Below are 25,990 nucleotides of genomic sequence, written 5' to 3' on the forward strand. Positions count from 1 at the left end.
GCGCGAAGGCTGTTCCTTAGGAGCCCCTAGGTGCTAGAGCTGACCGCATCTAAAAGTATAACAAAGAACTAATTATAAACTGGCAAAAAGAAAAACCGAAGATTTTTATCTCCGGTTCGTTTTATTCTTTTTCAGCCTTACTGTCTTCCTTAATGCGTTCCAGTACCATTTCATACGTATCATTGCCAAAGTTCAAACAGCGTTTTACCCTTGAGATCGTCGCTGTGCTTGCTCCAGTTTCGGTTTCAATTTTATGATAAGTGTTGCCCTCACGAAGCATTCTAGCTACATCGAGCCGCTGTGCTAGCGATTGAATTTCATTAATGGTACATAAATCATCAAAAAATCGATAACATTCTTCAAGATCCTGTAAGGAAAGAACCGCATTAAATAATTGATCTAGTTCTTTTCCACGTAATTTATTGATTTGCATATCCTTTACCCCTTTAATTTGGATTAAGTATCAAGTTCTTTTGAAGCGACGGTACAACATTTACCCATGTTTTCCCTTGGGCTAAAGGAACCTCTACCCCATTTTTAACAGGGGCAATCCTGCCATTTAGATTTGCCCACTCTACTTCGTTGACCTTGCCCATTTGCAGCAGATAGCCTTTGCCTCCGGATTGAAGGTCAATATCCCTTCGGCCAACAGAGTCGATGATTTTATGAGTGGCTTCAATAATAAACAGGTTATCTAACAATATCGGTTCTTTTGTTTCTAAATCGACCGTCTGTTCACCGCCTGAAAAACGCTTGTATTTTCCAAGTCTACTGTCATATTGGTACATGGAGTCAGAAATCCCGCCCCTCGAGTAAGTAATTTTTACAGAGGAGGCATCGCTGCCTGTAATGTTTTTTCTTTCTTCCTCTGATAAAAATTTAAAGCTTGGCGGGCTGCCCTTTATAGAGTAGTTTTTTTGCTTTGCACCTTTTAAAATGTTTTCATACGTGATATACGAGTTATGCGGTGCTTTACGAGTGCTCGACCGTTTAAAAAGAGTACCATCATAGACCATTCCGTTTAAATTATCGACATAATTGTCTTCCAGCATTCTTTTGGCCTCTTCACTCCAGCCATGGGCAATATAAAGAGCTTCCAGCCCCTTGGCGATTTCAACATAATAATCGCGCGCACTCCGGACAGGACCGATATTTGCCGGCTTTTCGCTTTGAAACACAGCAAGGAAGCGGGTAATATCCCCTTCAGCCAACACTTCATATACAATATCAGCTTTGTTTAAACCCGATTGCGGTCTAGCCTTTGGATGGTTATTAATCATGACGGCAATAGCTCGATCATCAGGTTTCTTGTCCGTACCAATACCTGTTAATGGATAAAAATAGGGGCCGGCTTTTCCCACGTCCTCAGGTTTATTATCATGTTTCGTATTTGGCTTTTCTTCCTTAGTCGTCTTTTTAACTGGTTCTTTATTGGTACACCCTGAAAGCAATAAAAGGAACGCTGCCACGGCAACTGCCCATTTTTTCATTAAATGAACACCTCTATTTTATCCATTTCACAAAACACTTTCACGCTTTAACTCTTTAGTCATATACAGTTTAACGCATTATTGATGGAAAGAGTACAGATTTATTCATAACATCATACATACCTTGCTGCGTGATACGGATGTATGGTAAATGAGTCGCTGAAAAAAAGGCAAGACTATAGATCGGATCTGAAAATTTATAACCTCGTTCTCTCAGTTCTTTTAGTAATGTTTTCTCTTGTTCTATTAAATTTTCAATCGGAAGGCTAGACATAACTCCACTTAAGTCTAGTGGTACTTCACAAATAACTTGAGCGCCTTCCATCATGACAATTCCTCCGCCTAATTCTTTCATTCTATTAAAAGCATTAACCATATCACTCCTGTTTTTCCCAATTAAAATAATATCTCCTGTGCTCGAATAGGAGCTTGCCAGAGCAGAAAGGTTTGTTGCGAATCCCTTTAATAAGGTATTTATTCTCCATTGCCCATGACGGTCGACCAACATGAAATAGCATTCATCTGATTCTTTTGGGAGCTGGTCCGCTGATGCATCAATCGAGATGGAATAAGGCTTTGTTATCACAGAGTTTTCCATCTTAATTCCAAACGGCATAGAAAATTGCAAATCATCGAGTGATAACTGCCAATCCATTTCCATTCGTTTAAATCCGTATTCATCCCAATTTAATTCTCCATAAATAGCTTCTGCTTTTACACCGTCTCTCTTCACCCATTTTCCCTTAGCTAAAACAGAAACTGGTGTTGGGTTTTCCATACTTGATAAGAAGTTAATATTAGCAATACGTCCCGTTGCAATCCCACCATGAAGATGTTCAATATTGTAGTATTTTGCAATATTTACCGTTGCCATATTATAGGAATCTATAACAGGGACTCCTTTTTCAATGGCAATTCGAATCATTTGATCGGTGATTCCTTGTTCGTAAAAAGTAGACGAGGAACCATCTGAATTAAACATCAGCTGGTCATAGGCCTCAATTCCTAACCGTTTCATATCATCTAAGATCTGTGGCAGATCAGGACGAATGGATGAATAGCGCAGTGAAACCATATAACCTTGCATGAGCCGGCTGTATACTTCTTCACCAGTCATGGCTTCATGATCACAATCGGCACCTAACAGCATCATTTTTGCTAAGGTATTTTCCGAAGCGCCAGGAAAATGCCCTTCAATCTGCTTGCGCATCCGCTTGGCTTCTTGGATCCAATGAAGCATCATATCGTCACCATCGAGCAATTTAGGCCAGCCAGTTAATTCACCGCCTTGGAGAACAGCATCATGCTCAAGCCATGCTTTTACATTACTATGTGAAAAAACTTCTTCTTCATTCAATAACTCCGTCTGCGAATCAAATCGACTCCACCAGTACATGGTTGACGGGATAGAGCGAAGGTCCCTTAAGAGTGAAAACGCTTCCCTTTTATTCAAATGTGAAATAAGCGCCATATTATCATTAATTAGTGTCGTTGTGCCAAATTGGGATGCATAGGCGGCTAATGACAGGGGATTATATAATTGAAACGGATGTGCATGGGGCTCGATATACCCGGGCACCAGTATTTCATTTGTGCAATCGATGATTTCACAGTCTTCAATATAGGACGGCATGCTTTCGCCAACATAGACGATTCGATCTTCATAAATCCAGATGTTGGCTCTCATCCACTTGCGAAAGGTCTGATTTAAATACAAAGCATTTTTCAATAATAATGTTGGGGATGTTTTCCCTTCTAAAACGGATACATGCATGCGTAAATGTTTATTTTTCCAGCGGTAGCGTTGTTCCAGCATACCATGTCCCTCCCTTAAAAAACTATCTATATAATAATAAGTTGATTTAGCAGTAAAGAAAGCCCTTACATTTTTTCTTTAGATTCTTATCTTAACATATTTTACTTTTTAAAGCAGTAAAGTATTGATAAAAAATGTAAAAATATTGTGAAGGAGTGATCATATTGAAAATTACACCAAATATCGGGATTTTGAATGCATTGATTCGGATTACGTTTGGGCTCACGATTGTCGCTTGGAGTACTTCTAAGATGGTCAAGCGTCCTTGGCGGGACTCTTATTTGTTTGCAGCTTTCTGTGGTGCGATGAAGGTTGCTGAGGGTATTGTCCGCTATTGTCCGGTAACGGATTTATGTGAACGTTGGTCGGATATGGTGAAGGAGCATCAGCATGCGACTGATTCTGGGGACGTGACGGAAGGGTTAGCTGAAATGGATGTGCCTTATAATCCGACTTGAACTTCAATGGGAGCTTTTGGGGTCAATTCATTGACCTCGAGGGCTCTTTTTTATCTTTTGGAGGCAATAAGAGGGTAGTTCATTGACCGGTGAAGCTTAATTTTTCTTTAGATGGGTAATGAATCGGCTCTTCATTTACCGATTAGGGCCGCTTTTTCCTTTTTCGGGCAATGAAACAGCTCTTCATTTACCGATGGGGCCCGCTTTTTCCTTTTTCGGGCAATGAAACAGCTCTTCATTTCCCCTTTTAGCTTCGTTTTCCTCTTTTAGGGTAATGAAACAGCTCTTCATTTACCGATGAGGCCCGCTTTTTCCTTTTTGGGGTAATGAAACACTCTTCATTTCCCCTAGAAGCTTTGTTTTCTTCTTTTGGGTAAATGAATTGTCTCATCATTTACCTTAAGAGCTTCCTATTCATTTTTTCAGGCAAAGACATGATGTAATAAAAATGACCGCATGAACCTCTCATGCGGTCATTTCCCTAATCTATCAAAGTTTAACGAACCACCGGTACAATCGCCTTCGCACCAATATCGCTGCGATAAAAAGCACCATCACAATCTAGCTTCGCTAACTCCTCATACACCTTCGCCTGCGCGTCAGCAAGAGTCTCAGCCTTGCCTCCCACAAGAAGCACCCGGCCGCCTGCTGTCAAAAACTCACCAGCATCATTTTGAACCGTACCGGCATGGAAGGTATAAACATTCTCCGAAAAGTCGCTTAATCCCTTAAGCACAGCACCCTTTTCATAAACACCAGGATATCCTTTTGCAGCAACCACAACACCGACCATTGCCTGCGGATCCCATTCAAGTTCAGGACACTCACCATTCAAAAGAGCCAAGATAACCTGAACCAAATCAGATTGCAGCCTTGGTAAAATTACTTGTGTTTCCGGGTCGCCAAAACGGGCATTAAACTCAATTACCTTTGGGCCTGCTGCCGTTTTAATCAACCCAGCATATAAAATTCCAGAGAAACTGCGTCCCTCTTGAACCATCGCTTTTGCCGCCGGAATCAACACCGTTTCAACAGCAGTTGCTACGGTTTCCTCACCGATTTGCGGTACCGGAGAGTACGCCCCCATGCCGCCCGTGTTCGGACCTTGGTCGCCATCATAGGCGCGTTTATGATCCTGAGCGATTTCAAGCGGGATGACTACTTCCCCGTTCACAAAGGCCATCAACGAAAATTCCTCGCCGTCTAAAAACTCCTCAATCACAACACTTGAAGAAGCTGCTCCAAATTTCGCCCCAACGAGCATCTCTTCCACACTCGCAAGAGCTTCCTCTAAAGTCATCGCAACCGTAACACCTTTTCCTGCTGCCAAGCCATCGGCTTTAATCACAATCGGAGCACCTTTTTCATGGATATAGCTGCGCGCTTCATCAATCGAAGTAAAGACAGCATAATCAGCAGTAGGAATATGATATTTTTTCATTAAATCCTTGGCAAACGACTTGCTGCCCTCAATTTCAGCAGCTGCCTTCCGCGGTCCAAACACTGCCAAACCCGCTGCCTCAAATTGATCAGCAAGGCCTTCAAGTAAAGGAACTTCCGGCCCAATAATCGTTAAGCCGACCTCTTGCTCTTTCGCAAAGGCAATTAGCTCATCATGCTGGGATTCGTCAAGCGCAATTAATTCCGCCACATCTACCATTCCAGCGTTTCCTGGAGCGACAAATACTTTTTCAACCAATGTGCTTTCGCTGACCTTTCGGCAGATCGCATGCTCGCGTCCGCCGCGGCCGATGATTAGTACCTTCATCCATTACACCTCATTTTAATGTTTAAAGTGTCTAACGCCCGTAAACACCATGGCAATTCCGTATTCGTCTGCTTTTTTAATCGAATCAGCATCCTTAATCGATCCACCAGGCTGAATAATGGCAGTAATTCCTGCTTTTGCTGCCGCTTCAACGGTATCATCCATTGGGAAGAAAGCATCAGAGGCAAGGGCCGCACCTTCTGCTTTTTCACCCGCTTGCTTAAGGGCAATCTCCGCTGAACCAACGCGGTTCATTTGGCCTGCGCCAACCCCAAGCGTCATGTCTTTACTAGTGACAACGATCGCATTGGATTTCACATGCTTAACCACTTTCCAGCCAAGTTTTAAAGCTTCCCATTCTTCATCGGTTGGCTGTCTCTTTGTAGGAACAGTGAGCGTAGCATCCTCTAGCGTATAACGGTCTTGTTCTTGAACAAGCAATCCGCCTTCAATTGTCGTCATTATTAGCTCCGGTTTTTTCACATCATTAAACGGAATGGTTAACAGACGAAGATTCTTTTTGCCTGTTAATATCGCTAATGCTTCCTCTGAGAAAGATGGCGCAATGATAATTTCTAAGAAAATTTCATGAAGCTTGCCTGCTGTTTCAGCGTCTACTTCACGGTTAAAGGCAATAATGCCGCCAAAAATAGAAACAGGATCGGCTGCAAATGCTTTTGTAAATGCTTCAAAGCCGGTTTGACCAGTTCCAACACCACATGGGTTCATATGCTTAACCGCTACCGCTGCTGGCTCTGTGAACTCTTTTACGATTTGCAAAGCAGCATCGGCATCATTGATATTATTGTAAGATAGTTCTTTTCCATGAAGCTGAACAGCATTGGCAATCGAGAAAGTTGAACCTAACGGCTTTCTATAGAAAGCAGCCTTCTGATGCGGATTTTCTCCGTAACGAAGTGTCTGCTTAAGGTCATATGTAACCGTTAAGGTTTCAGGTGTTTCTTCCTGTGCAAGGTTTGTCATATATTCAGCTATTAAAGCATCATAAGCGGCTGTATGACGGAATACCTTTGCTGCCAGCTTTCTTCTTGTTTCAAGTGTCGTTGCACCTTCTGCTTTAAATTCCTCAATAACTGTCGCATAATCTGCCGGATCAACAACAACTGTTAAATACTGGTGGTTTTTAGCTGAAGCGCGCAGCATAGATGGACCACCAATATCAATGTTTTCAATCGCATCTGCTACCGTTACATCTGGTTTTGCGATTGTTTGCTGGAAAGGATAAAGATTGACGCAAACTAGCTGAATAGGCTGAATTCCATGCTCGTCCAGCTGTTTTAAATGATCAGGATTATCATGCTTAGAAAGTAAACCGCCATGAATAAATGGATTTAACGTTTTGACACGGCCTTCTAAAATTTCCGGAAAACCTGTTACATCACTAACACTCATTACAGGGATACCCTGCTCTTGAAGAGCCTTTTTTGTCCCTCCGGTCGAGATTAGTTCAAACCCTAGGCTGACTAGTTCTCTCGCAAACTCGGTAATACCATTCTTATCAGATACACTAATTAGCGCGCGCTTTTGTGACATTGATTACATCTCCTTGTGTAAATAGCATTTGAAGTATTTCTGGATATAGTTTGTGCTCGATCTGCTGGATCTTCTTTTGCAGACTGTCTCTCGTTTCTTTTTCTTCTAATCTTACCCGTTCTTGAATAATAATCGGACCCGTATCCATCCCTTCATCCACATAATGAATGGTAACCCCGCTCCACTTTGCTTTGGCAGCAAGGGCCTGGCCAATCGCATCTTTACCTGGAAAATCAGGCAGCAGTGAGGGATGAATATTGACAATTCGACCCTGATAGGCACACAGCAATGTTGTGCCGAGCAAGCGCATGTATCCTGCAAGAACGATGAACTCGACATCATATCTCTTTAATTCAGTTAATATCGCTTGCTCATATTCTTCCTTACTTGAGTAATCCTTCGCTTGAAAAACAAAGCTTGGGATTTTTGCCGCGTTGGCTCGATCAATAGCATAAGCACTTGGTTTATCACAGACTAAAAGGGAGATGTCTGCCTGCAGCTCGCCTGACGCAACGACATCAATGATCGCTTGAAAATTGCTGCCGTTTCCAGATGCAAACACTGCTACTTTTTTCATAGCCGGCCACCTTGTCCCTTAATTTCAATCCCTGCCTGCTCCGTTACAACACCAATCTGATAGGCTTTTTCACCGCATTGTTCAAAATGCTGAAGGACATCGGCAGCCATTTCACGATCCACTGCAACGACCATTCCAATTCCCATATTAAAAATATTATACATCTCCTCATAGGCAATTTGCCCGTGAGAAGAAATCAATTGAAACACTGGTGGAATCGGCCAGCTTTTCTCTTCTATTTTTGCCCCAAGACCTTCAGGCAGCATCCGCGGAATGTTCTCGATAAAGCCGCCTCCGGTAATGTGAGCCATCCCTTTTAACGGGAACTTTTTCAATGCTGACAGAATCGGTTTGACGTAAATTTTCGTCGGCTTTAACAACTCTTCTCCTAATGTACATCCGAGTTCATCAACAAAATCTAACAAAGACCAATTATTAAAAACTTTCCGTACAAGGGAATAACCGTTGCTATGAATACCGCTGGATGCTAATCCTATCAACACATCGCCAGCTTGAATGGTTTCACCTGTAATTAACTGTGATTTTTCACAAGCCCCGACCGTAAATCCAGCAAGGTCGTACTCGTTTTGGCTGTATAGTCCCGGCATTTCAGCTGTTTCGCCGCCAATCAGCGCACAGCCAGCCTGCTCGCAGCCATCTGCAATACCTTTAACGATTGCCTCAATTTTTTCCGGCTCTGCTTTCCCGCAGGCAATATAATCTAAAAAGAACAATGGCTCTGCCCCTTGAACCACGATATCGTTCACACACATAGCCACTGCATCAATTCCGATCGTATCATGTTTATCCATCCAAAACGCAATCATTAGCTTGGTGCCGACTCCGTCGGTGCCTGACACCAAAACAGGCTCCTTCAATTGAAGTGATGATAAATCAAACATACCGCCGAAACCGCCAAGTCCGCCAATTATTCCGGCCCTTGCTGTTCTTTGGACATGCTTTTTCATTCGTGAAACAGCCTCATAGCCCGCTTCAATGTTTACGCCAGCCTCTTTATATGCTTTAGCCAAGAGTCTCTCCCACCTTATTTTTGATAATAGTATTGTAGTGTATCAGGATAAATTTCTGTTGGATAATTCCCGGTGAAGCAGCCAAGGCAATAGCCATTCGTTCCTTCCTGGCCAAGTGCCTTCATCATCCCTTCGACACTAATAAAGGTTAATGAATCTGCCCCAATCAATTCTCTAATTTCCTCAACGCTTTTATCAGAGGCAATCAATTCCTCTTTTGTCGACGTATCAATGCCATAAAAACAAGGATTTTTAATCGGTGGTGAGCTAATCACCACATGAACCTCTGTTGCTCCGGCTTCCTTCAATAGGTTCACAATTCGTCTGCTCGTCGTTCCGCGCACAATCGAGTCATCAACCATGACAACACGCTTTCCTTCGACAACTCCGCGGACCGCCGAAAGCTTCATCTTTACCCCTTGCTCACGGAGTGATTGTGACGGTTGAATAAACGTCCTGCCAACATACCTGTTTTTAATTAAACCCATTTCATACGGAATCCCGGTAGCTTCTGCATAGCCGATCGCTGCTGATATACTAGAATCAGGAACCCCAGTCACAACATCCGCTTCAAAAGGTGCTTCCACTGCTAATTGTTTCCCCATATTTTTACGGGCAGTATGAACATTGATTCCTTGAATATTACTATCAGGTCTTGAAAAATAAATATATTCCATCGTACAAATCGCTTTTGTGGTACTGATGGAAAACCGCTCAGATGTTAATCCTTTTTCATTAATAATTAATAGTTCACCTGGCATAATATCACGGATATATTCGGCCCCTACCACATCAAAGGCACAGGTTTCTGATGCTACAACATAAGCATCTCCTAGACAGCCTAGGGACAATGGACGTAAACCATGTGGATCGAGAGCTACCATAAGCTCTGTTTCTGTCATGATTAAATAGGCATATGCTCCCTTTAACATCGATAAAGCGTTTTTGACTTGATCCTTCAACTGAGGATAACCGCTTCTTCTAATGAGATGAGCCAAAACCTCTGTGTCAGAGCTTGTTTGAAAAATACTTCCCTGGGATTCAAGCTGGTACTTCAGGGAATTGGCATTGACTAGATTGCCATTATGGGCAAGCGCAAGACTTCCTGTTTGTGAATGAAACAGAAGCGGCTGTACGTTCTCATAGCCCCCGCCGCCTGCTGTAGCATAACGAACGTGGCCGATGGCGGCATCGCCTACTAAGTCCTTCATAGCTTCAGTTGTAAAAATTTCCGATACTAGCCCTTCGCCTTTTACACCTGTAAGCTTTTTGCCATCGGAAACAACAATACCGGTTCCTTCTTGACCGCGATGCTGCAGGCTGTGAAGTCCGTAATAGGTCAACTGGGCAGCATCCTGATGTCCAAAGACACCAAAGATACCGCACTCTTCGTTTAATCCCTTTATTTCAGGCAGCATGGGATGGCTCCTTTCCAGGCAGCTTTTAGTTCTGCTACTGAAGCAACAAGCACTGATGCATCATCATTTTTGATTTCCAATGTTGAGGTTTCCGTTACAGTACCAATCTGCACTGCGTCTACTACTAATCTTTCAAACTCATCTTTATTTTCTGGTTTCACAGTTATTAAGAAACGAGATTGAGTCTCACTAAATAATGCAGAAACAGAATTCCCTGCAATTGATACTTCAGCGCCAAGCTTTTCATTTGCGAATAGACTTTCCGTTAACGCAACCCCTAAACCACCTTCTGATAGGTCATGGGCAGATTGAACCACTCCTGCACGAATCGCTGCAAGTATCTGATTTTGTCTTTCCTTTTCTATCGTTACATTCAATTCAGGAGCCTTACCAAATACACGTCCGTTTAAAAGCTTTTGCAGTTCACTGCCGCCAAATTCATCCTTCGTTTCCCCTACTAGATAAATAAGGTCGCCATTCTGTTTGAAATGCTGTGTTGTAATATGGTCAAGATCTGTTACTAAACCAACCATTCCTACTACAGGGGTTGGATAAATCGCAGTTCCACTAGTTTCGTTATATAAAGAAACGTTTCCGCCGATAACTGGCGTCTCAAGGACACGGCAGGCTTCGCTCATACCATCTGCTGCTTTTTCAATTTGCCAGAACACTTCTGGCTTTTCTGGGTTACCGAAATTCAAGTTATCCGTAATCGCTAAAGGCTCTGCCCCGGAACATACAATATTACGGGCTGCTTCTGCTACCGCGATTTTACCGCCCACTTCCGGATCCAAATAAACATAGCGGGAGTTACAATCGGTTGTCATTGCCAGTGCTTTTCGTGTGCCGCGGATTCTTACAACGGCTGCATCCGATCCTGGAGCAACGACTGTATTGGTACGCACCATATAGTCATATTGCTCATAAACCCATTCTTTGCTAGCGACCGTTGGCTGACTTAAAAGACTTACTAATGTTCCTTTCAGATCGTCGACCTGAGGAATTTCGTTTTCCATCGCTTGGAATTCAGCAAAATAGCTTGGTTCTTTTGATGGTTTATGGTAAACCGGTGCTTCTTCCGCTAGTGCATCCGCTGGAACATCCGCCACGATTTCTCCTTTATGGAAAAGGCGCATTTGTTTATCACTTGTAACAGTACCAATACCAACTGCTTCTAAGCCGTATTTTTCAAAAAGCTCAACGATTTCTTGTTCTCTTCCCTTTTTAACAACAATAAGCATCCGTTCCTGGGACTCAGATAGCATCATTTCGTATGCAGTCATCCCTGTTTCACGCTGTGGCACCAAGTCCAAATTCATCTCAATGCCCATTCCAGCTTTGCTGGCCATTTCTGCAGATGAACTAATAAGTCCCGCTGCACCCATATCTTGAATACCCACTAGTGCATCACAATGAATGAGCTCTAAGCAAGCTTCTAACAACAGCTTCTCCATGAATGGATCACCAACTTGAACAGCTGGACGGTCCTCATTGGATTGTTCGGTTAATTCTTCAGATGCAAAAGTAGCACCGTGAATACCGTCGCGTCCTGTTTTTGCTCCAACATACATAACCGTGTTGCCTTCACCATGTGCCTGGCCTTTTTTGATGTCCTTATGGTCAATTAATCCAACACACATCGCGTTAACTAGTGGATTCCCTTCATAGCATGGATCGAATTGAATTTCGCCGCCAACTGTCGGAATTCCGATACAGTTCCCATAGCCGGCAATCCCAGCGACTACCTCTTTAAATAAGTAACGTACGCGGGCAGAATCTAGTTCACCAAAACGCAGAGAGTTCAACATGGCAATCGGACGTGCCCCCATCGAGAACACATCGCGGATAATCCCGCCTACACCTGTTGCTGCTCCTTGATAAGGCTCAATCGCAGATGGATGGTTATGACTTTCAATTTTAAATACTACCGCCTGCTCGTCACCGATATCGACGATCCCGGCGCCTTCTCCTGGTCCTTGAAGTACCCGTTCACCTGTAATCGGGAATTTTTTCAAGATAGGTTTTGAATTTTTATAACTGCAGTGTTCCGACCACATTACCGAAAAAAGACCAGTTTCAGTGTAGTTAGGTGTGCGGCCAAGAATGTTTTCAATCAGTGCAAATTCTTCGTCGGTCAAACCCATTTGCTGGTAAACTTTTTCTGCTTTGATCTGAGTAGGATTTGGTTCAAGCGTTGACAACATGTGCTTCCCTCCAAGCTTTTACAATCGATTGAAACATTTTTAAACCATCAGCTCCGCCGAGGAGCTCATCAACCGCTCTTTCTGGGTGCGGCATCATTCCTAGGACATTGCCTTTTTCATTGGTGATTCCTGCAATATCCGCAAGACTTCCGTTCGGATTTTGATTATAGGTAAAAGCAATTTGGTTATTTGCTTTCAGTTTGGCTAGTGTCTCTTCATCGCAATAATAATTTCCTTCTCCATGTGCGACAGGGATCATGATGCTTTCTCCTTCCCCATACGCGTTTGTAAACATGGTCTGATTGTTCTCCACTTTTAGTTCGACTGGTTTACAAATGAACGATAGGCTCTCGTTTCGTCTCATTCCCCCTGGAAGCAGACCTGCTTCAAGAAGAATTTGAAATCCATTACAAACGCCAAGGACTGGCTTTCCGGCTTCCGCTGCTTTTACTACCTCTTTCATTACGCGGCTGAAACGGGCAATCGCTCCTGTGCGCAGGTAGTCCCCAAAAGAGAAACCTCCAGGCAGCAAAATGGCGTCAAACTCGTCTAGATTATCGGCATCATGCCATACATATTCCACTTCTTCTCCAAGTTCATCCTTAACGGCATGAAACATATCAACGTCACAATTTGATCCAGGAAATACGATTACCGCAAATTTCACAGTGTCACACACTCCTCTACCTCGTAACGATAATCTTCAATAACCGGATTCGCTAACAGGTTGGTACAAATTTCATTAACGACTTCATTAATATCACGATCTGATTTTTCAATTGTTAACTCCATGAATTTTCCGATACGGACATCTGTTACTTGTTTATAGTTTAATGAATGTAAGGAATGCGTCACTGCTTTTCCTTGTGGATCTAAAACACTTTCCCTTAATGTTACATAAACCTTAACTTTATACATGCTGATGTCCTCCCAATTTCGCTAAAATAGTTTCATAGGCTTCTGTTAAACTTCCTAAATCCCGGCGGAATACATCCTTATCGAGCTTTTCATTGGTTTCTTTATCCCACAGTCTGCAGGTATCTGGAGAAATCTCATCGGCAAGTAAAATTTGCCCGTTATGGTCTTTGCCGAACTCGAGTTTAAAATCGATTAAACGAATCCCGAGCTCATTGAAAAAGCTTGATAAAATTGCATTGATTTGAAGTGCTTTATTCTTTAAAATTTCAAGTTCTTTGACGGTTGCTGCCTTTAGCTCAAGAATGTGATCAACAGTCACAAGCGGGTCGCCCAAAGCATCGTCTTTAAGATAAAATTCAACGATAGGAGTAGACAGTTCTTTGCCTTCTTCAATTCCCAAACGATTTGAAAGTGTTCCTGCTGCGACATTGCGGACAACGACTTCAAGAGGAATAATCGATACTCTTTTCACCAGCTGCTCAGTTTCTGATACTCGTTTGATAAAATGTTTTTTTTGAATCGATGCCTTGTTCTTTTAGCTTTAAAAATAACAAACTAGTAATCTCGTTATTCAAACGGCCTTTTCCAGTAATAGTGGCTTTCTTTTGACCGTTAAAAGCAGTTGCGGAATCTTTATATTGAACCAACACGACTTGTTCATCGTCAGTTGTAAAAATCTTTTTCGCTTTGCCCTCGTAAAGCATTTCTCTCATCCTAACGCACCCCTATTCATAATATTGTGAATTTATCTCACATGAGAAGGGCAGACCTCGCCCTTCATCATCATTTAATTTATCCATTTAACCCTAAGCGATCAAAAATGGTATCCACATGCTGGAGATGGTAGTTATAGTTAAAGCAATCTGCAATCTCTTCTTGTGAAAGCAATGAGGTAATCTTATCTTCCGCCTCAATTAAACCGCGGAATGGTACTTGTTTCTCCCAGGCTTCCATCGCTTTAGGCTGTACCGTATCATAAGCCTCTTCACGTGATAACCCCTTATCAATCAAAGCTAATAGGACACGCTGAGAGTAAATCAATCCCAAAGTACGCTCCATATTGCGTTTCATATTCTCTGGGAACACCGTTAGATTTTTCACAATGTTGCCAAAGCGGTTTAGCATGTAGTTCAAGGCAATTGTCGCATCCGGAAGGATAATCCGCTCTGCAGACGAATGTGAAATATCACGCTCATGCCATAGCGGTACATTTTCATAGGCAGTCATCATATAGCCGCGAATCACGCGTGCCAATCCTGTCATGTTCTCTGAACCAATTGGATTCCGTTTATGCGGCATTGCCGAAGAACCCTTTTGACCCTTTGCAAAGAACTCCTCTACTTCACGAGTCTCACTCTTTTGTAAGCCGCGAACTTCAACTGCAAACTTTTCTATTGAAGTCGCAATCAACGCAAGCGTAGACATATAGTGCGCGTGACGGTCACGCTGTAAGGTTTGTGTTGAGATTGGCGCTGGGCTTGTTCCTAATTTTTCGCAAACATATTGCTCTACAAATGGATTAATGTTTGCATAGGTCCCTACAGCACCGGAAATCTTGCCAAACTCCACGCCTTTAGCAGCCTGTTTAAAGCGCTCAAGGTTGCGCTTCATTTCTTCATACCATAAGGCCATCTTTAATCCAAAAGTAGTTGGTTCAGCGTGGACTCCATGTGTGCGGCCCATCATTACCGTAAACTTATGTTCAATCGCTTTATTTTTTAAAATCTCAATGAAGTTTTCGATATCTTTTAAGATAATCGCGTTAGCCTGCTTTAAGAGATAGGATAGTGCGGTATCGACTACGTCAGTTGATGTTAATCCATAATGGACCCATTTGCGTTCCTCACCCAATGTTTCCGAAACTGCACGGGTAAAGGCGACGACATCGTGTCTAGTTTCCTCTTCAATTTCTTTAATTCTGTCGATATTGAAAGAAGCATTCTCGCGTAATTTTTTCACATCTTCTTTTGGGATTTCCCCTAACTCTGCCCATGCTTCACAAGCAAGAATTTCAACCTCGAGCCAGGCATTAAAACGGTTTTCCTCCGTCCAAATAGCTCCCATTTCTGGTCTTGTATAACGATCAATCATTCATTTATCCCCCGATCTTTTCTTTAGCAGTTTCCCAGATGCTGCTTTCATCAATTTCTTTAAGAGCCGTCTCTACGTTCTCTCGTAATATGGTTATATGCCCCATTTTGCGTTTGACCTTTGCTTCCTTCTTCCCGTACAAATGTACTTTCCAACCATTTAAGTCCGGAATCTCTTCATACAGGTTCTCCAGATGCTCACCTAATAGGTTGACCATAACAGCAGGTTTTAACAACTGTGTACTCCCTAATTGCCAATTGCAGATCGCCCGGATGTGCTGCTCAAATTGCGACGTCTCGCAAGCCTCAATTGTATAATGACCGGAGTTATGCGGGCGTGGTGCCAACTCATTAATAAAAATGGTACCGTCACTGTTTACGAACATCTCAACAGCCAGTGTCCCAACAAGCTCAAGCGAATCCGCAATCTGCTTTGCCTTTTGAATCGCATCTAACTCAGTTGCCTGCGAAATTCGCGCCGGTACAATCGTTTTATGCAAAATATTTTCCTTATGGATGTTTTCAGCCACCGGAAAAATCGCTGTTTCTCCATCCATCCTTCGAGTTACAATGACCGAAATTTCTTTTTCAAAGGGAATCCATTTCTCTAACACACAAGCACCGTGTGTTAGGAGCGGCTCCGCCTTTTTTAGATCCTGTTCTTCTCTAATTACCAACTGGCCTTTTCCATCATAACCGCCTCTTGCAGTCTTTAATACAGCCGGGTAACTAATCTCATCTATTTTTAAAAATAAATCCTGCCGTGTACTAATGACTGCGTATGGTGCCACTTCCACACCCGCTTGCTGGATAGCTGCTTTCTCCTTAATCCGATCCTGCGTGATCGTCAGCAGCTTTGGACCCTGAGGTACATAGGCCTGGTCACAAATCCAGCTTAACGTATCGGCATCTATATTTTCAAATTCATACGTAATGACATCACTTACTTCAGCTAAGCGGCCGATAGCTTCTCTGTCGTCGTATGCCCCGATAACTTCTATATCTGCTACTTGTCCACAGGGCGAGTCTTGCGTGGGCTCTAAAACAGCGATTCGAAAGCCTTGTGCCCTCGCTGCCAAAGCCATCATTCTTCCAAGCTGGCCGCCTCCGATGATTCCAATCGTTTCACCTGGTAAAATCGTCTTCTTATCCAAGTTGATCACTACTTTCTAGTACCTCTTGTTTAGTGGCTTCTCTTCTTGCCTCTAATCTGCCTGCAAGCGCCTGGTCTTCCGTTGCGATAATTTGTGCTGCTAATAATCCCGCATTAACTGCACCTGCTTTTCCGATAGCCACTGTGGCCACCGGTACACCGCCCGGCATTTGGACGATCGACAGCAGGGAATCTATCCCCTTTAGCGCTTGGGTTTGAACAGGAACCCCAATAACCGGCAAGGTTGTTTTGGCTGCAACCATCCCAGGAAGATGGGCAGCACCGCCTGCTCCAGCAATGATCACCTTTAGCCCTTTGTTTCTAGCTTCTTCTGCATATTTGAACATTAAATCTGGTGTACGATGTGCGGAAACGACCTTTTTTTCATAAGTGACCTCTAACTGGTCTAAAACTTCACATGTATATTTCATGGTTTCCCAATCTGATTTGCTTCCCATGATGACACCAACAAGTGTGGTCATTCTAGATCCCCCTTTTAAAAGGCAAAATAAAATGCCCGTAACAAATAGCTTCTCAATGTAAGAGAAAGCCATTTGTCCGGGCATGTTGAAGAAATAAAATAAAGTAAGGGACAAGCCCTTTTGCCGAACATATTGACTTTCCCTCATAGTCCAATAATTTACGGTTATTGGGTAGAAACTTATGGGCCATATTCCCATGGATATACGAGGGTAAAAATAGTTGTTTGATCCGATAGCTTTATCTTACCAACCATCACCTTAGGTGTCAATAAATATGTCGAACATTATTTTTAAATAACACTATAATGTTCGTGTTTTACTCGATTAACTTAGCTTCAAAGACAATTTGGCGGCCAATAGGTTCATAAATGGTTTCGCCTGCTTTTTTTACCTCTTGAAATATTGGCTTCTCTGTCCGCCGGACGGGAGCATATCCCTGCTGTTTCATCCTATTCAGACATTCCTCAATACTTTCATTTTCCTGCAGCTCGAATAATAGTTTTTTCTTGCTCATGAAAACAACTTCCCTCTTTTCACTGATTTCACCCAAAAGCCGCCATGAATTGATTTTGGTTCATATGAAATAATAAAGGCTTTGGGATCTAAACTTTTAATCATATCATATAGTTTTAATTCAAATTTTCGGGGAGTAAGGATTTGCATCGCCATTCGATTTCCTTCCAGACCATGTGCAGCCCAGTCGGTCACCCCATAGCCTTTCTCTCTTAAAAGTTTAGGTAGATCCTTATCGTACTCCGCGGTAATTACATTCACCGTAATGTATCCTAGAGCGAGCTTCTCTTCAATCTTCATCCCAACAATGACTCCAATTCCATATCCTACTGCATAAGCAATCAGATTCTGGATTTCATTTAGGTTATTGAGAACGAGGCCAAGTCCCAGCACATATATGACAACCTCAATCATACTTAGACCAGCAGCTAAATACCTCTGTCCCTTTAAGGTCAAAATCATCCTTATCGTAAAAAAAGAAACATAAATGATATTAATGACTAAGATAATCCCTACCATCATAAAACTATTGTCTAACACTTTTGGCCCTCCTTCTTCTTACACTTTTCTCACTTTAACACAGATTTATTTTTCAAATCATGATTAATCTTATTTATTTGTACAGAATAACAAAAAATCATTCTAGGTAAAAGGACGGTTAGAATGTTAAAAAAAGTTATTTTGTTCATGTTTCTATTTACAGTTCCCAATCTATCCTTAGCCATAACTTTTGCAAGTCAGAAACAAGTTATCCATAAAGCGGCCTTTATTAGAACCAATGATCTGTGGATAAAAGTTGGAAGTAGGGAAAACAAGGTTACTAACAATGAGTATATTAGGTATCCAAAGTGGTCGCCTGATGGAAATTGGATTGCCTACCTTAAAGAAAAAAAGAATGAGGAAACAAAGCTCCTCAATGATGGGGAATTGTGGCTATTCAATCTTAAAATAAATAAACATTTTAAAATAAAATCAGGTGTGAATAAAAATTTCCAATGGGCACCTCGAGACAATAAAATTTCTTTTTTAGTAAGGAGGGATTTATATTCCCTGAATCTCGAACCAGCCATTCCATTCCTCGCTACAAAAGTGGCAGACCATATTGAAAATTTCTCTTGGCTTCCTGATGGCAACGGGATTTTAACATCATCAAAAAAGAGCAATCAGCTTCACTCAGATATCCTTTTATCTAAAATAACTCTTAAAACACACAAACCAGTGATCAAGCTGATTTTTACTATTCCAGTTCGTGACAATGATTTTTTTATCAGTACAAGTCAGTTTAAATGGTCGTATGACCAAAAGTGGATTAGTTTCTTACTAATTCCAACAGCCTCATTGTCAGCAGACGCTAATACGCTTTGTTTGATATCCCAGGACGGGCAAGTCTATAGTAGAGCTGGTGAGATGCTGAATGATGAGAAATGGTTTAAGTGGGCACCCTCTGAAAGGTCACTTGGATATGTTAAGGGAGTCGGAAGAGAAGCAAATCTTAATAAGCGGACTGAAATTATTCTTGTTCCTTCAATGAGTAAAATGGTATTTACTCCAGAAGGTTATGTTGATAGGGACATTTCATGGAAGAATGACCAGATCATTTATATTGCCCGTGCTAAAGAAGACCCTCATGCAGATTTTAGCAAAAGGTCATTGCCAAGTATTTACAAGGTTAATCTGTCTGCCGGTCAGCAAACTCAGGTAACCTTCCCTTCTGAAAAAGAAGCGGATTTTGTCCCTCAATACATTGGTAATAAACTTCTTTGGATTAGGACAAATAAATTTACTGCTTCAATATTTGTCTTAGAGGATAAAAAAGAGCGAAAGTGGATTAAAAATATAACGATGGCAAGCTCTTATTATGATCGATGGAATTGGGAAGAGGTGTTTAGTATCTATACCGGCGGTGATCTCTAAAATTCCAATAGAAGTACATCTATTGAAGGGAATTACCATTTTATTTATATTGTTTCTATTAGTATAGGTTCTATTAGCCGAATACTAGTTAGTTGGAATGCACAAAAAAAGACAATCATTAAAGATTGTCTTTTTTCGTGCCTGGCAACGTCCTACTCTCACAGGGGCAAAGCCCCAACTACCATCGGCGCTGAGAAGCTTAACTTCCGTGTTCGGTATGGGAACGGGTGTGACCTTCTCGCCTTAATTACCAGACTATTTAATTGAAAGATCGCTCTCTCAAAACTAGATAATGTAGAAGAAACTTTATAAAAACGAGCTTATTCGCTTTAGACTATGGTTAAGTCCTCGATCGATTAGTATCAGTCAGCTCCACATGTCGCCACGCTTCCACCTCTGACCTATCAACCTGATCATCTTTCAGGGATCTTACTAGCTTACGCTATGGGAAATCTCATCTTGAGGGGGGCTTCATGCTTAGATGCTTTCAGCACTTATCCCGTCCGCACATAGCTACCCAGCGATGCCTTTGGCAAGACAACTGGTACACCAGCGGTGCGTCCATCCCGGTCCTCTCGTACTAAGGACAGCTCCTCTCAAATTTCCTGCGCCCACGACGGATAGGGACCGAACTGTCTCACGACGTTCTGAACCCAGCTCGCGTACCGCTTTAATGGGCGAACAGCCCAACCCTTGGGACCGACTACAGCCCCAGGATGCGATGAGCCGACATCGAGGTGCCAAACCTCCCCGTCGATGTGGACTCTTGGGGGAGATAAGCCTGTTATCCCCGGGGTAGCTTTTATCCGTTGAGCGATGGCCCTTCCATGCGGAACCACCGGATCACTAAGCCCGACTTTCGTCCCTGCTCGACTTGTAGGTCTCGCAGTCAAGCTCCCTTGTGCCTTTACACTCTACGAATGATTTCCAACCATTCTGAGGGAACCTTTGGGCGCCTCCGTTACTCTTTAGGAGGCGACCGCCCCAGTCAAACTGCCCACCTGACACTGTCTCCCACCCCGATCAGGGGTGCGGGTTAGAATTTCAATACAGCCAGGGTAGTATCCCACCGACGCCTCCACCGAAGCTGGCGCTCCGGCTTCTCAGGCTCCTACCTATCCTGTACAAGCTGTACCAAAATTCAATATCAGGCTACAGTAAAGCTCCACGGGGTCTTTCCGTCCTGTCGCGGGTAACCTGCATCTTCACAGGTACTATAATTTCACCGAGTCTCTCGTTGAGACAGTGCCCAGATCGTTACGCCTTTCGTGCGGGTCGGAACTTACCCGACAAGGAATTTCGCTACCTTAGGACCGTTATAGTTACGGCCGCCGTTTACTGGGGCTTCGATTCAGAGCTTCGCGTGAGCTAACTCCTCCTCTTAACCTTCCAGCACCGGGCAGGCGTCAGCCCCTATACTTCGCCTTGCGGCTTCGCAGAGACCTGTGTTTTTGCTAAACAGTCGCCTGGGCCTATTCACTGCGGCTCTTCGAGGCTATGAACCCCAAAGAGCACCCCTTCTCCCGAAGTTACGGGGTCATTTTGCCGAGTTCCTTAACGAGAGTTCTCTCGCTCACCTTAGGATTCTCTCCTCGCCTACCTGTGTCGGTTTGCGGTACGGGCACCTTTTATCTCGCTAGAGGCTTTTCTTGGCAGTGTGGAATCAGGAACTTCGGTACTATATTTCCCTCGCTGTCACAGCTCAGCCTTCGCGAGAAGCGGATTTTCCTGCTTCTCAGCCTAACTGCTTAGACGCACATATCCAACAGTGCGCTTACCCTATCCTCCTGCGTCCCCCCATCACTCAAACGATAAAGAGGTGGTACAGGAATATCAACCTGTTGTCCATCGCCTACGCCTTTCGGCCTCGGCTTAGGTCCCGACTAACCCTGAGCGGACGAGCCTTCCTCAGGAAACCTTAGGCATTCGGTGGATGAGATTCTCACTCATCTTTCGCTACTCATACCGGCATTCTCACTTCTAAGCGCTCCACCAGTCCTTACGGTCTAGCTTCAACGCCCTTAGAACGCTCTCCTACCACTGACACCAACGGTGTCAATCCACAGCTTCGGTGATACGTTTAGCCCCGGTACATTTTCGGCGCAGAGTCACTCGACCAGTGAGCTATTACGCACTCTTTAAATGGTGGCTGCTTCTAAGCCAACATCCTGGTTGTCTAAGCAACTCCACATCCTTTTCCACTTAACGTATACTTTGGGACCTTAGCTGGTGGTCTGGGCTGTTTCCCTTTTGACTACGGATCTTATCACTCGCAGTCTGACTCCCACGGATAAGTCTTTGGCATTCGGAGTTTGTCTGAATTCGGTAACCCGATGAGGGCCCCTAGTCCAAACAGTGCTCTACCTCCAAGACTCTAACTACGTGAGGCTAGCCCTAAAGCTATTTCGGAGAGAACCAGCTATCTCCAAGTTCGATTGGAATTTCTCCGCTACCCACACCTCATCCCCGCACTTTTCAACGTGCGTGGGTTCGGGCCTCCATCCAGTGTTACCTGGACTTCACCCTGGACATGGGTAGATCACCTGGTTTCGGGTCTACGACCACATACTCATACGCCCTATTCAGACTCGCTTTCGCTGCGGCTCCGTCTCTTCAACTTAACCTTGCATGTAATCGTAACTCGCCGGTTCATTCTACAAAAGGCACGCTATCACCCATTAACGGGCTCTAACTACTTGTAGGCACACGGTTTCAGGAACTATTTCACTCCCCTTCCGGGGTGCTTTTCACCTTTCCCTCACGGTACTGGTTCACTATCGGTCACTAGGGAGTATTTAGCCTTGGGAGATGGTCCTCCCTGCTTCCGACCGGATTTCACGTGTCCGGCCGTACTCAGGATCCACTCAGGAGGGAACGAAGTTTCAACTACAGGGCTTTTACCTTCTATGACGGGCCTTTCCAGACCGCTTCATCTACCCCGTTCCTTTGTAACTCCATGTTGAGTGTCCTACAACCCCAAGAGGCAAGCCTCTTGGTTTGGGCTAATCCCGTTTCGCTCGCCGCTACTTAGGGAATCGCGTTTGCTTTCTCTTCCTCCGGGTACTTAGATGTTTCAGTTCCCCGGGTCTGCCATCAATACCCTATGTATTCAGGTAAAGATACTGCTCCATTACGAGCAGTGGGTTTCCCCATTCGGAAATCTCCGGATCAAAGCTTACTTACAGCTCCCCGAAGCATATCGGTGTTAGTCCCGTCCTTCATCGGCTCCTAGTGCCAAGGCATTCACCGTGCGCCCTTTCTAACTTAACCTAAAAGGTTTTACTCTATTTAATAGAGAGAAAAAACTAAAATGGCGATTTTACTCGGTTTTTACTTGGTTTCTTCTATACGATTATCTAGTTTTCAAAGAACGATTAAAAAAAGCCTTGAGAGATTGCACTCTCAAAACTAAACAAACAGAAAACCATCAAACAAACGTTTTGTCTGGCTCATATGTCCAGCTTATATCCTTAGAAAGGAGGTGATCCAGCCGCACCTTCCGATACGGCTACCTTGTTACGACTTCACCCCAATCATCTGTCCCACCTTAGGCGGCTGGCTCCTTACGGTTACCCCACCGACTTCGGGTGTTACAAACTCTCGTGGTGTGACGGGCGGTGTGTACAAGGCCCGGGAACGTATTCACCGCGGCATGCTGATCCGCGATTACTAGCGATTCCGGCTTCATGTAGGCGAGTTGCAGCCTACAATCCGAACTGAGAATGGTTTTATGGGATTGGCTAGGCCTCGCGGCTTTGCTGCCCTTTGTACCATCCATTGTAGCACGTGTGTAGCCCAGGTCATAAGGGGCATGATGATTTGACGTCATCCCCACCTTCCTCCGGTTTGTCACCGGCAGTCACCTTAGAGTGCCCAACTGAATGCTGGCAACTAAGATCAAGGGTTGCGCTCGTTGCGGGACTTAACCCAACATCTCACGACACGAGCTGACGACAACCATGCACCACCTGTCACTCTGTCCCCCGAAGGGGAAATTCCTATCTCTAGGAGTGTCAGAGGATGTCAAGACCTGGTAAGGTTCTTCGCGTTGCTTCGAATTAAACCACATGCTCCACCGCTTGTGCGGGCCCCCGTCAATTCCTTTGAGTTTCAGCCTTGCGGCCGTACTCCCCAGGCGGAGTGCTTAATGCGTTAGCTGCAGCACTAAAGGGCGGAAACCCTCTAACACTTAGCACTCATCGTTTACGGCGTGGACTACCAGGGTATCTAATCCTGTTTGCTCCCCACGCTTTCGCGCCTCAGCGTCAGTTACAGACCAGAAAGCCGCCTTCGCCACTGGTGTTCCTCCACATCTCTACGCATTTCACCGCTACACGTGGAATTCCGCTTTCCTCTTCTGCACTCAAGTCCCCCAGTTTCCAATGACCCTCCACGGTTGAGCCGTGGGCTTTCACATCAGACTTAAAGGACCGCCTGCGCGCGCTTTACGCCCAATAATTCCGGACAACGCTTGCCACCTACGTATTACCGCGGCTGCTGGCACGTAGTTAGCCGTGGCTTTCTGGTTAGGTACCGTCAAGGTACCGGCAGTTACTCCGGTACTTGTTCTTCCCTAACAACAGAGCTTTACGACCCGAAGGCCTTCATCGCTCACGCGGCGTTGCTCCATCAGACTTTCGTCCATTGTGGAAGATTCCCTACTGCTGCCTCCCGTAGGAGTCTGGGCCGTGTCTCAGTCCCAGTGTGGCCGATCACCCTCTCAGGTCGGCTACGCATCGTCGCCTTGGTGAGCCGTTACCTCACCAACTAGCTAATGCGCCGCGGGCCCATCTGTAAGTGTCAGCCGAAACCGACTTTCAACTTTTCCTCATGAGAGGAAAAGGATTATCCGGTATTAGCACCGGTTTCCCGGTGTTATCCCAGTCTTACAGGCAGGTTGCCCACGTGTTACTCACCCGTCCGCCGCTAATCAACAGGAGCAAGCTCCTGTTGATTCGCTCGACTTGCATGTATTAGGCACGCCGCCAGCGTTCGTCCTGAGCCAGGATCAAACTCTCCGAGAAAGTTGATTTAGCTCATTTTGTTACGTTGGCTTCATTTCATAAGAAATGAATAATTATTGTTTGTTGACGTTTTTGTTTGTTTAGTTTTCAAAGAACAATTTAATGAGACAACTTTTATATCTTATCAGTTATCTTCGATGCTGTCAACAACTATTTTCTATCTTTTAAATAATAGCTTAATAGTTTTGCTGGCAACTTTTATATAATAACACCAACTTATTTTGGTGTCAACCATATTTATTATTTTAAAAAGGTATCCTTTTTCAACTTTTTAAATATCACCCATTATTGAAATGATTTATATTTAAGTCATAGTTTATCATTTAATATGCAAAAAAACGCCTGAGTAGGCCTAGTACTCAAGCGTTTTAGATCATTATGAGTTTTTACGCGCCTTAGAGGATTCGAACCTCTGACCGTACGCTTAGAAGGCTTATGCTCTAAACTGCTCAAACCGCTATATGAACGCATTTTGAAACGGGCACTGATACGGTCATTTGACGAACTTTCGACCGTTTCATTATAACACGGTATATATTAGGAAGAAAAGTCGTTGAAATACAATATTAATGTAATAAAAAAGAGTGGACGTCAAATCCACTCAACAAAACTTGGAAGACGTAATAAACCTGCCTTTGTAAAATTACGATATTTTACACGGCACCTTCACGGCTCAATAAATGCAGTATCCTTCTCTTTACGTATCACTGACTTACCGTATATATACTTACGAACCAACTGATTTGTACCCAGCTCCAATACTCCTGCATAACACCCATCATCAAACGTTAGTAATAACCCGAATTCCCCTGATTTACGATAGCCAACGACATATACTTCCGAATACTGATAGTTAACACCTTCAACCACGAGTGTGAACGTTTGCCGACTTCATAACAGACTCTTTCCGTTTTAAGACGATACCCTCGAGGGCTTGCGCTTTAACAGCGTCAAAATAGGCTTCACCGTTACCTTCAATAAACTGTGTCTTGGCGATTAACGAAGAATCTGTTTGTACTATTTCCACTAGTATATCTTTACGCTCATGTAATGGTAGATATGTGATCCGTTCTCCTTTGTGTTGCAAAACGTCAAAAGCGACAAAAGTAATTGGCGACTTATCTTTCGAACTCATGAAACGGCTCATTACTGCTTCAAAGTCGGGTCTACCATGATTGTCACTTACTATTAACTCTCCATCGAGTACGGTACCTCGGGGAATTTCGATGTGATTTCGTTATTTTGCCGTGAATACAAACGGACTTTACCCGAGTCAGCAACTGAATATATTAAACGGATGCCGTCTAATTTTAGTTCCGTGATGCAATCGGTCGAATTTGAACGGTTGATCCTATTTATGCAATAGCATAGGCGATATATACATAACACAACACCTCTACAATATTTAACAGAATATAATTGTAAATTGAATGGAAACCCCAAGTATCAACGATTGTCGCATTTGGCGATTTAAATTTATATGGCTTTTTTTAATGAAATAAAAAGACCGCCAAATTAATGGCCGCCTTTTAACAACTATATTAGTAAGCAGGAGTAGTAACATAACATTGTGAGAGTGG

Annotated in this window: 19 protein-coding genes, 1 tRNA gene, 3 rRNA genes, 2 pseudogenes and 1 riboswitch; of the genes and pseudogenes, 2 read left to right on the plus strand and 23 right to left on the minus strand. The window is 43.6% G+C overall.

What is annotated here, in order from left to right:
- Positions 1–121 precede the first annotated feature (121 nt).
- The 3 genes from ACZ9EE_RS14010 to ACZ9EE_RS14020 all read right to left on the minus strand — a co-directional run bounded on the left by ACZ9EE_RS14010 (position 122) and on the right by ACZ9EE_RS14020 (position 3,306).
- The gene (locus ACZ9EE_RS14010) at positions 122–433 is read right to left on the minus strand and encodes a YerC/YecD family TrpR-related protein (RefSeq protein WP_476027984.1); all 312 of its coding nucleotides are present in this window, start codon (positions 431–433) and stop codon (positions 122–124) included.
- A gap of 13 nt (positions 434–446) precedes the next feature.
- Positions 447–1,490 carry a DUF3048 domain-containing protein gene (locus ACZ9EE_RS14015; RefSeq protein WP_476027986.1) on the minus strand — a complete coding sequence of 348 codons (1,044 nt, stop codon included), beginning with the start codon at positions 1,488–1,490 and terminating at the stop codon, positions 447–449.
- Positions 1,491–1,560: 70 nt separating this feature from the next.
- Positions 1,561–3,306, minus strand: a complete 1,746-nt coding sequence (locus ACZ9EE_RS14020) for an adenine deaminase C-terminal domain-containing protein (RefSeq protein ID WP_476027988.1) — start codon at positions 3,304–3,306, stop codon at positions 1,561–1,563.
- Positions 3,307–3,470: 164 nt separating this feature from the next.
- Here ACZ9EE_RS14020 and ACZ9EE_RS14025 point away from each other — a divergent pair, with 164 nt between their 5' ends.
- The gene (locus tag ACZ9EE_RS14025; RefSeq protein ID WP_476027990.1) at positions 3,471–3,764 is read left to right on the plus strand and encodes a YgaP family membrane protein; all 294 of its coding nucleotides are present in this window, start codon (positions 3,471–3,473) and stop codon (positions 3,762–3,764) included.
- A 496-nt stretch (positions 3,765–4,260) separates the two neighbouring features.
- Here the strand turns inward: ACZ9EE_RS14025 and purD are convergent, their stop codons facing one another.
- The 14 genes and pseudogenes from purD to ACZ9EE_RS14095 all read right to left on the minus strand — a co-directional run bounded on the left by purD (position 4,261) and on the right by ACZ9EE_RS14095 (position 17,994).
- The gene (gene purD, locus ACZ9EE_RS14030; RefSeq protein ID WP_476027992.1) at positions 4,261–5,532 is read right to left on the minus strand and encodes a phosphoribosylamine--glycine ligase; all 1,272 of its coding nucleotides are present in this window, start codon (positions 5,530–5,532) and stop codon (positions 4,261–4,263) included.
- Positions 5,533–5,547: 15 nt separating this feature from the next.
- Positions 5,548–7,086: a bifunctional phosphoribosylaminoimidazolecarboxamide formyltransferase/IMP cyclohydrolase gene (gene purH / locus ACZ9EE_RS14035; RefSeq protein WP_476027994.1), complete on the minus strand. Its 1,539-nt coding sequence runs from the start codon at positions 7,084–7,086 to the stop codon at positions 5,548–5,550.
- Complete coding sequence (gene purN, locus ACZ9EE_RS14040; RefSeq protein ID WP_476027996.1) at positions 7,061–7,663, minus strand: phosphoribosylglycinamide formyltransferase; 603 nt, start codon at positions 7,661–7,663, stop codon at positions 7,061–7,063. Before purN ends, purH begins: the two co-directional genes overlap by 26 nt.
- Positions 7,660–8,694: a phosphoribosylformylglycinamidine cyclo-ligase gene (gene purM, locus ACZ9EE_RS14045; protein WP_476027998.1), complete on the minus strand. Its 1,035-nt coding sequence runs from the start codon at positions 8,692–8,694 to the stop codon at positions 7,660–7,662. The genes purN and purM overlap by 4 nt, the downstream gene beginning before the upstream one ends.
- A 14-nt stretch (positions 8,695–8,708) precedes the next feature.
- Entirely contained in the window at positions 8,709–10,112 is a 1,404-nt protein-coding gene (purF, locus tag ACZ9EE_RS14050) for an amidophosphoribosyltransferase (protein ID WP_476028000.1), read from the minus strand.
- Entirely contained in the window at positions 10,097–12,316 is a 2,220-nt protein-coding gene (gene purL / locus ACZ9EE_RS14055) for a phosphoribosylformylglycinamidine synthase subunit PurL (RefSeq protein ID WP_476028002.1), read from the minus strand. Before purL ends, purF begins: the two co-directional genes overlap by 16 nt.
- Positions 12,300–12,983, minus strand: a complete 684-nt coding sequence (gene purQ / locus ACZ9EE_RS14060) for a phosphoribosylformylglycinamidine synthase subunit PurQ (RefSeq protein WP_476028004.1) — start codon at positions 12,981–12,983, stop codon at positions 12,300–12,302. The genes purL and purQ overlap by 17 nt, the downstream gene beginning before the upstream one ends.
- Positions 12,980–13,234: a phosphoribosylformylglycinamidine synthase subunit PurS gene (gene purS / locus ACZ9EE_RS14065; RefSeq protein ID WP_476028006.1), complete on the minus strand. Its 255-nt coding sequence runs from the start codon at positions 13,232–13,234 to the stop codon at positions 12,980–12,982. Before purS ends, purQ begins: the two co-directional genes overlap by 4 nt.
- Positions 13,227–13,947 (minus strand): annotated as a pseudogene (gene purC / locus ACZ9EE_RS14070) (phosphoribosylaminoimidazolesuccinocarboxamide synthase). Before purC ends, purS begins: the two are co-directional and overlap by 8 nt.
- 79 nt (positions 13,948–14,026) lie before the next feature.
- Complete coding sequence (gene purB / locus ACZ9EE_RS14075; RefSeq protein WP_476028008.1) at positions 14,027–15,325, minus strand: adenylosuccinate lyase; 1,299 nt, start codon at positions 15,323–15,325, stop codon at positions 14,027–14,029.
- Between the two features lie 4 nt (positions 15,326–15,329).
- Positions 15,330–16,478 carry a 5-(carboxyamino)imidazole ribonucleotide synthase gene (purK, locus tag ACZ9EE_RS14080; RefSeq protein ID WP_476032958.1) on the minus strand — a complete coding sequence of 383 codons (1,149 nt, stop codon included), beginning with the start codon at positions 16,476–16,478 and terminating at the stop codon, positions 15,330–15,332.
- Entirely contained in the window at positions 16,471–16,959 is a 489-nt protein-coding gene (gene purE / locus ACZ9EE_RS14085; RefSeq protein ID WP_476028010.1) for a 5-(carboxyamino)imidazole ribonucleotide mutase, read from the minus strand. The genes purK and purE overlap by 8 nt, the downstream gene beginning before the upstream one ends.
- A gap of 126 nt (positions 16,960–17,085) precedes the next feature.
- Positions 17,086–17,187: riboswitch (purine riboswitch) on the minus strand.
- A gap of 88 nt (positions 17,188–17,275) precedes the next feature.
- Positions 17,276–17,473: an NETI motif-containing protein gene (locus ACZ9EE_RS14090; protein ID WP_476028012.1), complete on the minus strand. Its 198-nt coding sequence runs from the start codon at positions 17,471–17,473 to the stop codon at positions 17,276–17,278.
- Positions 17,470–17,994: a DUF2179 domain-containing protein gene (locus ACZ9EE_RS14095; RefSeq protein ID WP_476032959.1), complete on the minus strand. Its 525-nt coding sequence runs from the start codon at positions 17,992–17,994 to the stop codon at positions 17,470–17,472. Before ACZ9EE_RS14095 ends, ACZ9EE_RS14090 begins: the two co-directional genes overlap by 4 nt.
- 141 nt (positions 17,995–18,135) lie before the next feature.
- Between ACZ9EE_RS14095 and ACZ9EE_RS14100 the strand changes: the two genes are divergently transcribed.
- A complete protein-coding gene (locus ACZ9EE_RS14100; RefSeq protein WP_476028014.1) occupies positions 18,136–19,386 on the plus strand; it encodes a TolB family protein in 1,251 nt (416 codons plus the stop codon).
- A 139-nt stretch (positions 19,387–19,525) separates the two neighbouring features.
- Here ACZ9EE_RS14100 and rrf read toward each other — a convergent pair.
- The 6 genes and pseudogenes from rrf to ACZ9EE_RS14130 all read right to left on the minus strand — a co-directional run bounded on the left by rrf (position 19,526) and on the right by ACZ9EE_RS14130 (position 25,799).
- Positions 19,526–19,641, minus strand: a 5S ribosomal RNA gene (rrf, locus tag ACZ9EE_RS14105).
- Positions 19,642–19,722: 81 nt separating this feature from the next.
- A 23S ribosomal RNA gene (locus ACZ9EE_RS14110) occupies positions 19,723–22,656 on the minus strand.
- A 204-nt stretch (positions 22,657–22,860) separates the two neighbouring features.
- Positions 22,861–24,410: ribosomal RNA gene (locus ACZ9EE_RS14115) — 16S ribosomal RNA — on the minus strand.
- The 16S, 23S and 5S rRNA genes sit together here with 1 tRNA gene alongside, the layout of an rRNA operon.
- A gap of 389 nt (positions 24,411–24,799) precedes the next feature.
- A tRNA-Arg gene (locus ACZ9EE_RS14120) sits at positions 24,800–24,868 on the minus strand.
- 208 nt (positions 24,869–25,076) lie between these two features.
- A complete protein-coding gene (locus tag ACZ9EE_RS14125) occupies positions 25,077–25,280 on the minus strand; it encodes a hypothetical protein (RefSeq protein WP_476028016.1) in 204 nt (67 codons plus the stop codon).
- A pseudogene (locus ACZ9EE_RS14130) lies at positions 25,273–25,799 on the minus strand (ATP-dependent DNA ligase). Before ACZ9EE_RS14130 ends, ACZ9EE_RS14125 begins: the two are co-directional and overlap by 8 nt.
- Positions 25,800–25,990: the final 191 nt, after the last annotated feature.

The sequence above is a fragment of the Bacillus sp. URHA0034 genome, assembly GCF_056280405.1.

What these genes read in the sequence shown, in the direction of transcription:
- ACZ9EE_RS14020 (WP_476027988.1), bottom strand. Translation starts at nt 3,306, where the DNA reads ATGCTGGAACAACGCTACCGCTGGAAAAATAAACATTTACGCATGCAT.
- purF (WP_476028000.1), bottom strand. Translation starts at nt 10,112, where the DNA reads ATGCTGCCTGAAATAAAGGGATTAAACGAAGAGTGCGGTATCTTTGGT.
- purH (WP_476027994.1), bottom strand. Translation starts at nt 7,086, where the DNA reads ATGTCACAAAAGCGCGCGCTAATTAGTGTATCTGATAAGAATGGTATT.
- purD (WP_476027992.1), bottom strand. Translation starts at nt 5,532, where the DNA reads ATGAAGGTACTAATCATCGGCCGCGGCGGACGCGAGCATGCGATCTGC.
- purL (WP_476028002.1), bottom strand. Translation starts at nt 12,316, where the DNA reads ATGTTGTCAACGCTTGAACCAAATCCTACTCAGATCAAAGCAGAAAAA.
- ACZ9EE_RS14010 (WP_476027984.1), bottom strand. Translation starts at nt 433, where the DNA reads ATGCAAATCAATAAATTACGTGGAAAAGAACTAGATCAATTATTTAAT.
- purE (WP_476028010.1), bottom strand. Translation starts at nt 16,959, where the DNA reads ATGACCACACTTGTTGGTGTCATCATGGGAAGCAAATCAGATTGGGAA.
- purB (WP_476028008.1), bottom strand. Translation starts at nt 15,325, where the DNA reads ATGATTGATCGTTATACAAGACCAGAAATGGGAGCTATTTGGACGGAG.
- purS (WP_476028006.1), bottom strand. Translation starts at nt 13,234, where the DNA reads ATGTATAAAGTTAAGGTTTATGTAACATTAAGGGAAAGTGTTTTAGAT.
- ACZ9EE_RS14015 (WP_476027986.1), bottom strand. Translation starts at nt 1,490, where the DNA reads ATGAAAAAATGGGCAGTTGCCGTGGCAGCGTTCCTTTTATTGCTTTCA.
- ACZ9EE_RS14095 (WP_476032959.1), bottom strand. Translation starts at nt 17,994, where the DNA reads ATGATGGTAGGGATTATCTTAGTCATTAATATCATTTATGTTTCTTTT.
- purN (WP_476027996.1), bottom strand. Translation starts at nt 7,663, where the DNA reads ATGAAAAAAGTAGCAGTGTTTGCATCTGGAAACGGCAGCAATTTTCAA.
- ACZ9EE_RS14090 (WP_476028012.1), bottom strand. Translation starts at nt 17,473, where the DNA reads ATGAGCAAGAAAAAACTATTATTCGAGCTGCAGGAAAATGAAAGTATT.
- ACZ9EE_RS14100 (WP_476028014.1), top strand. Translation starts at nt 18,136, where the DNA reads ATGTTAAAAAAAGTTATTTTGTTCATGTTTCTATTTACAGTTCCCAAT.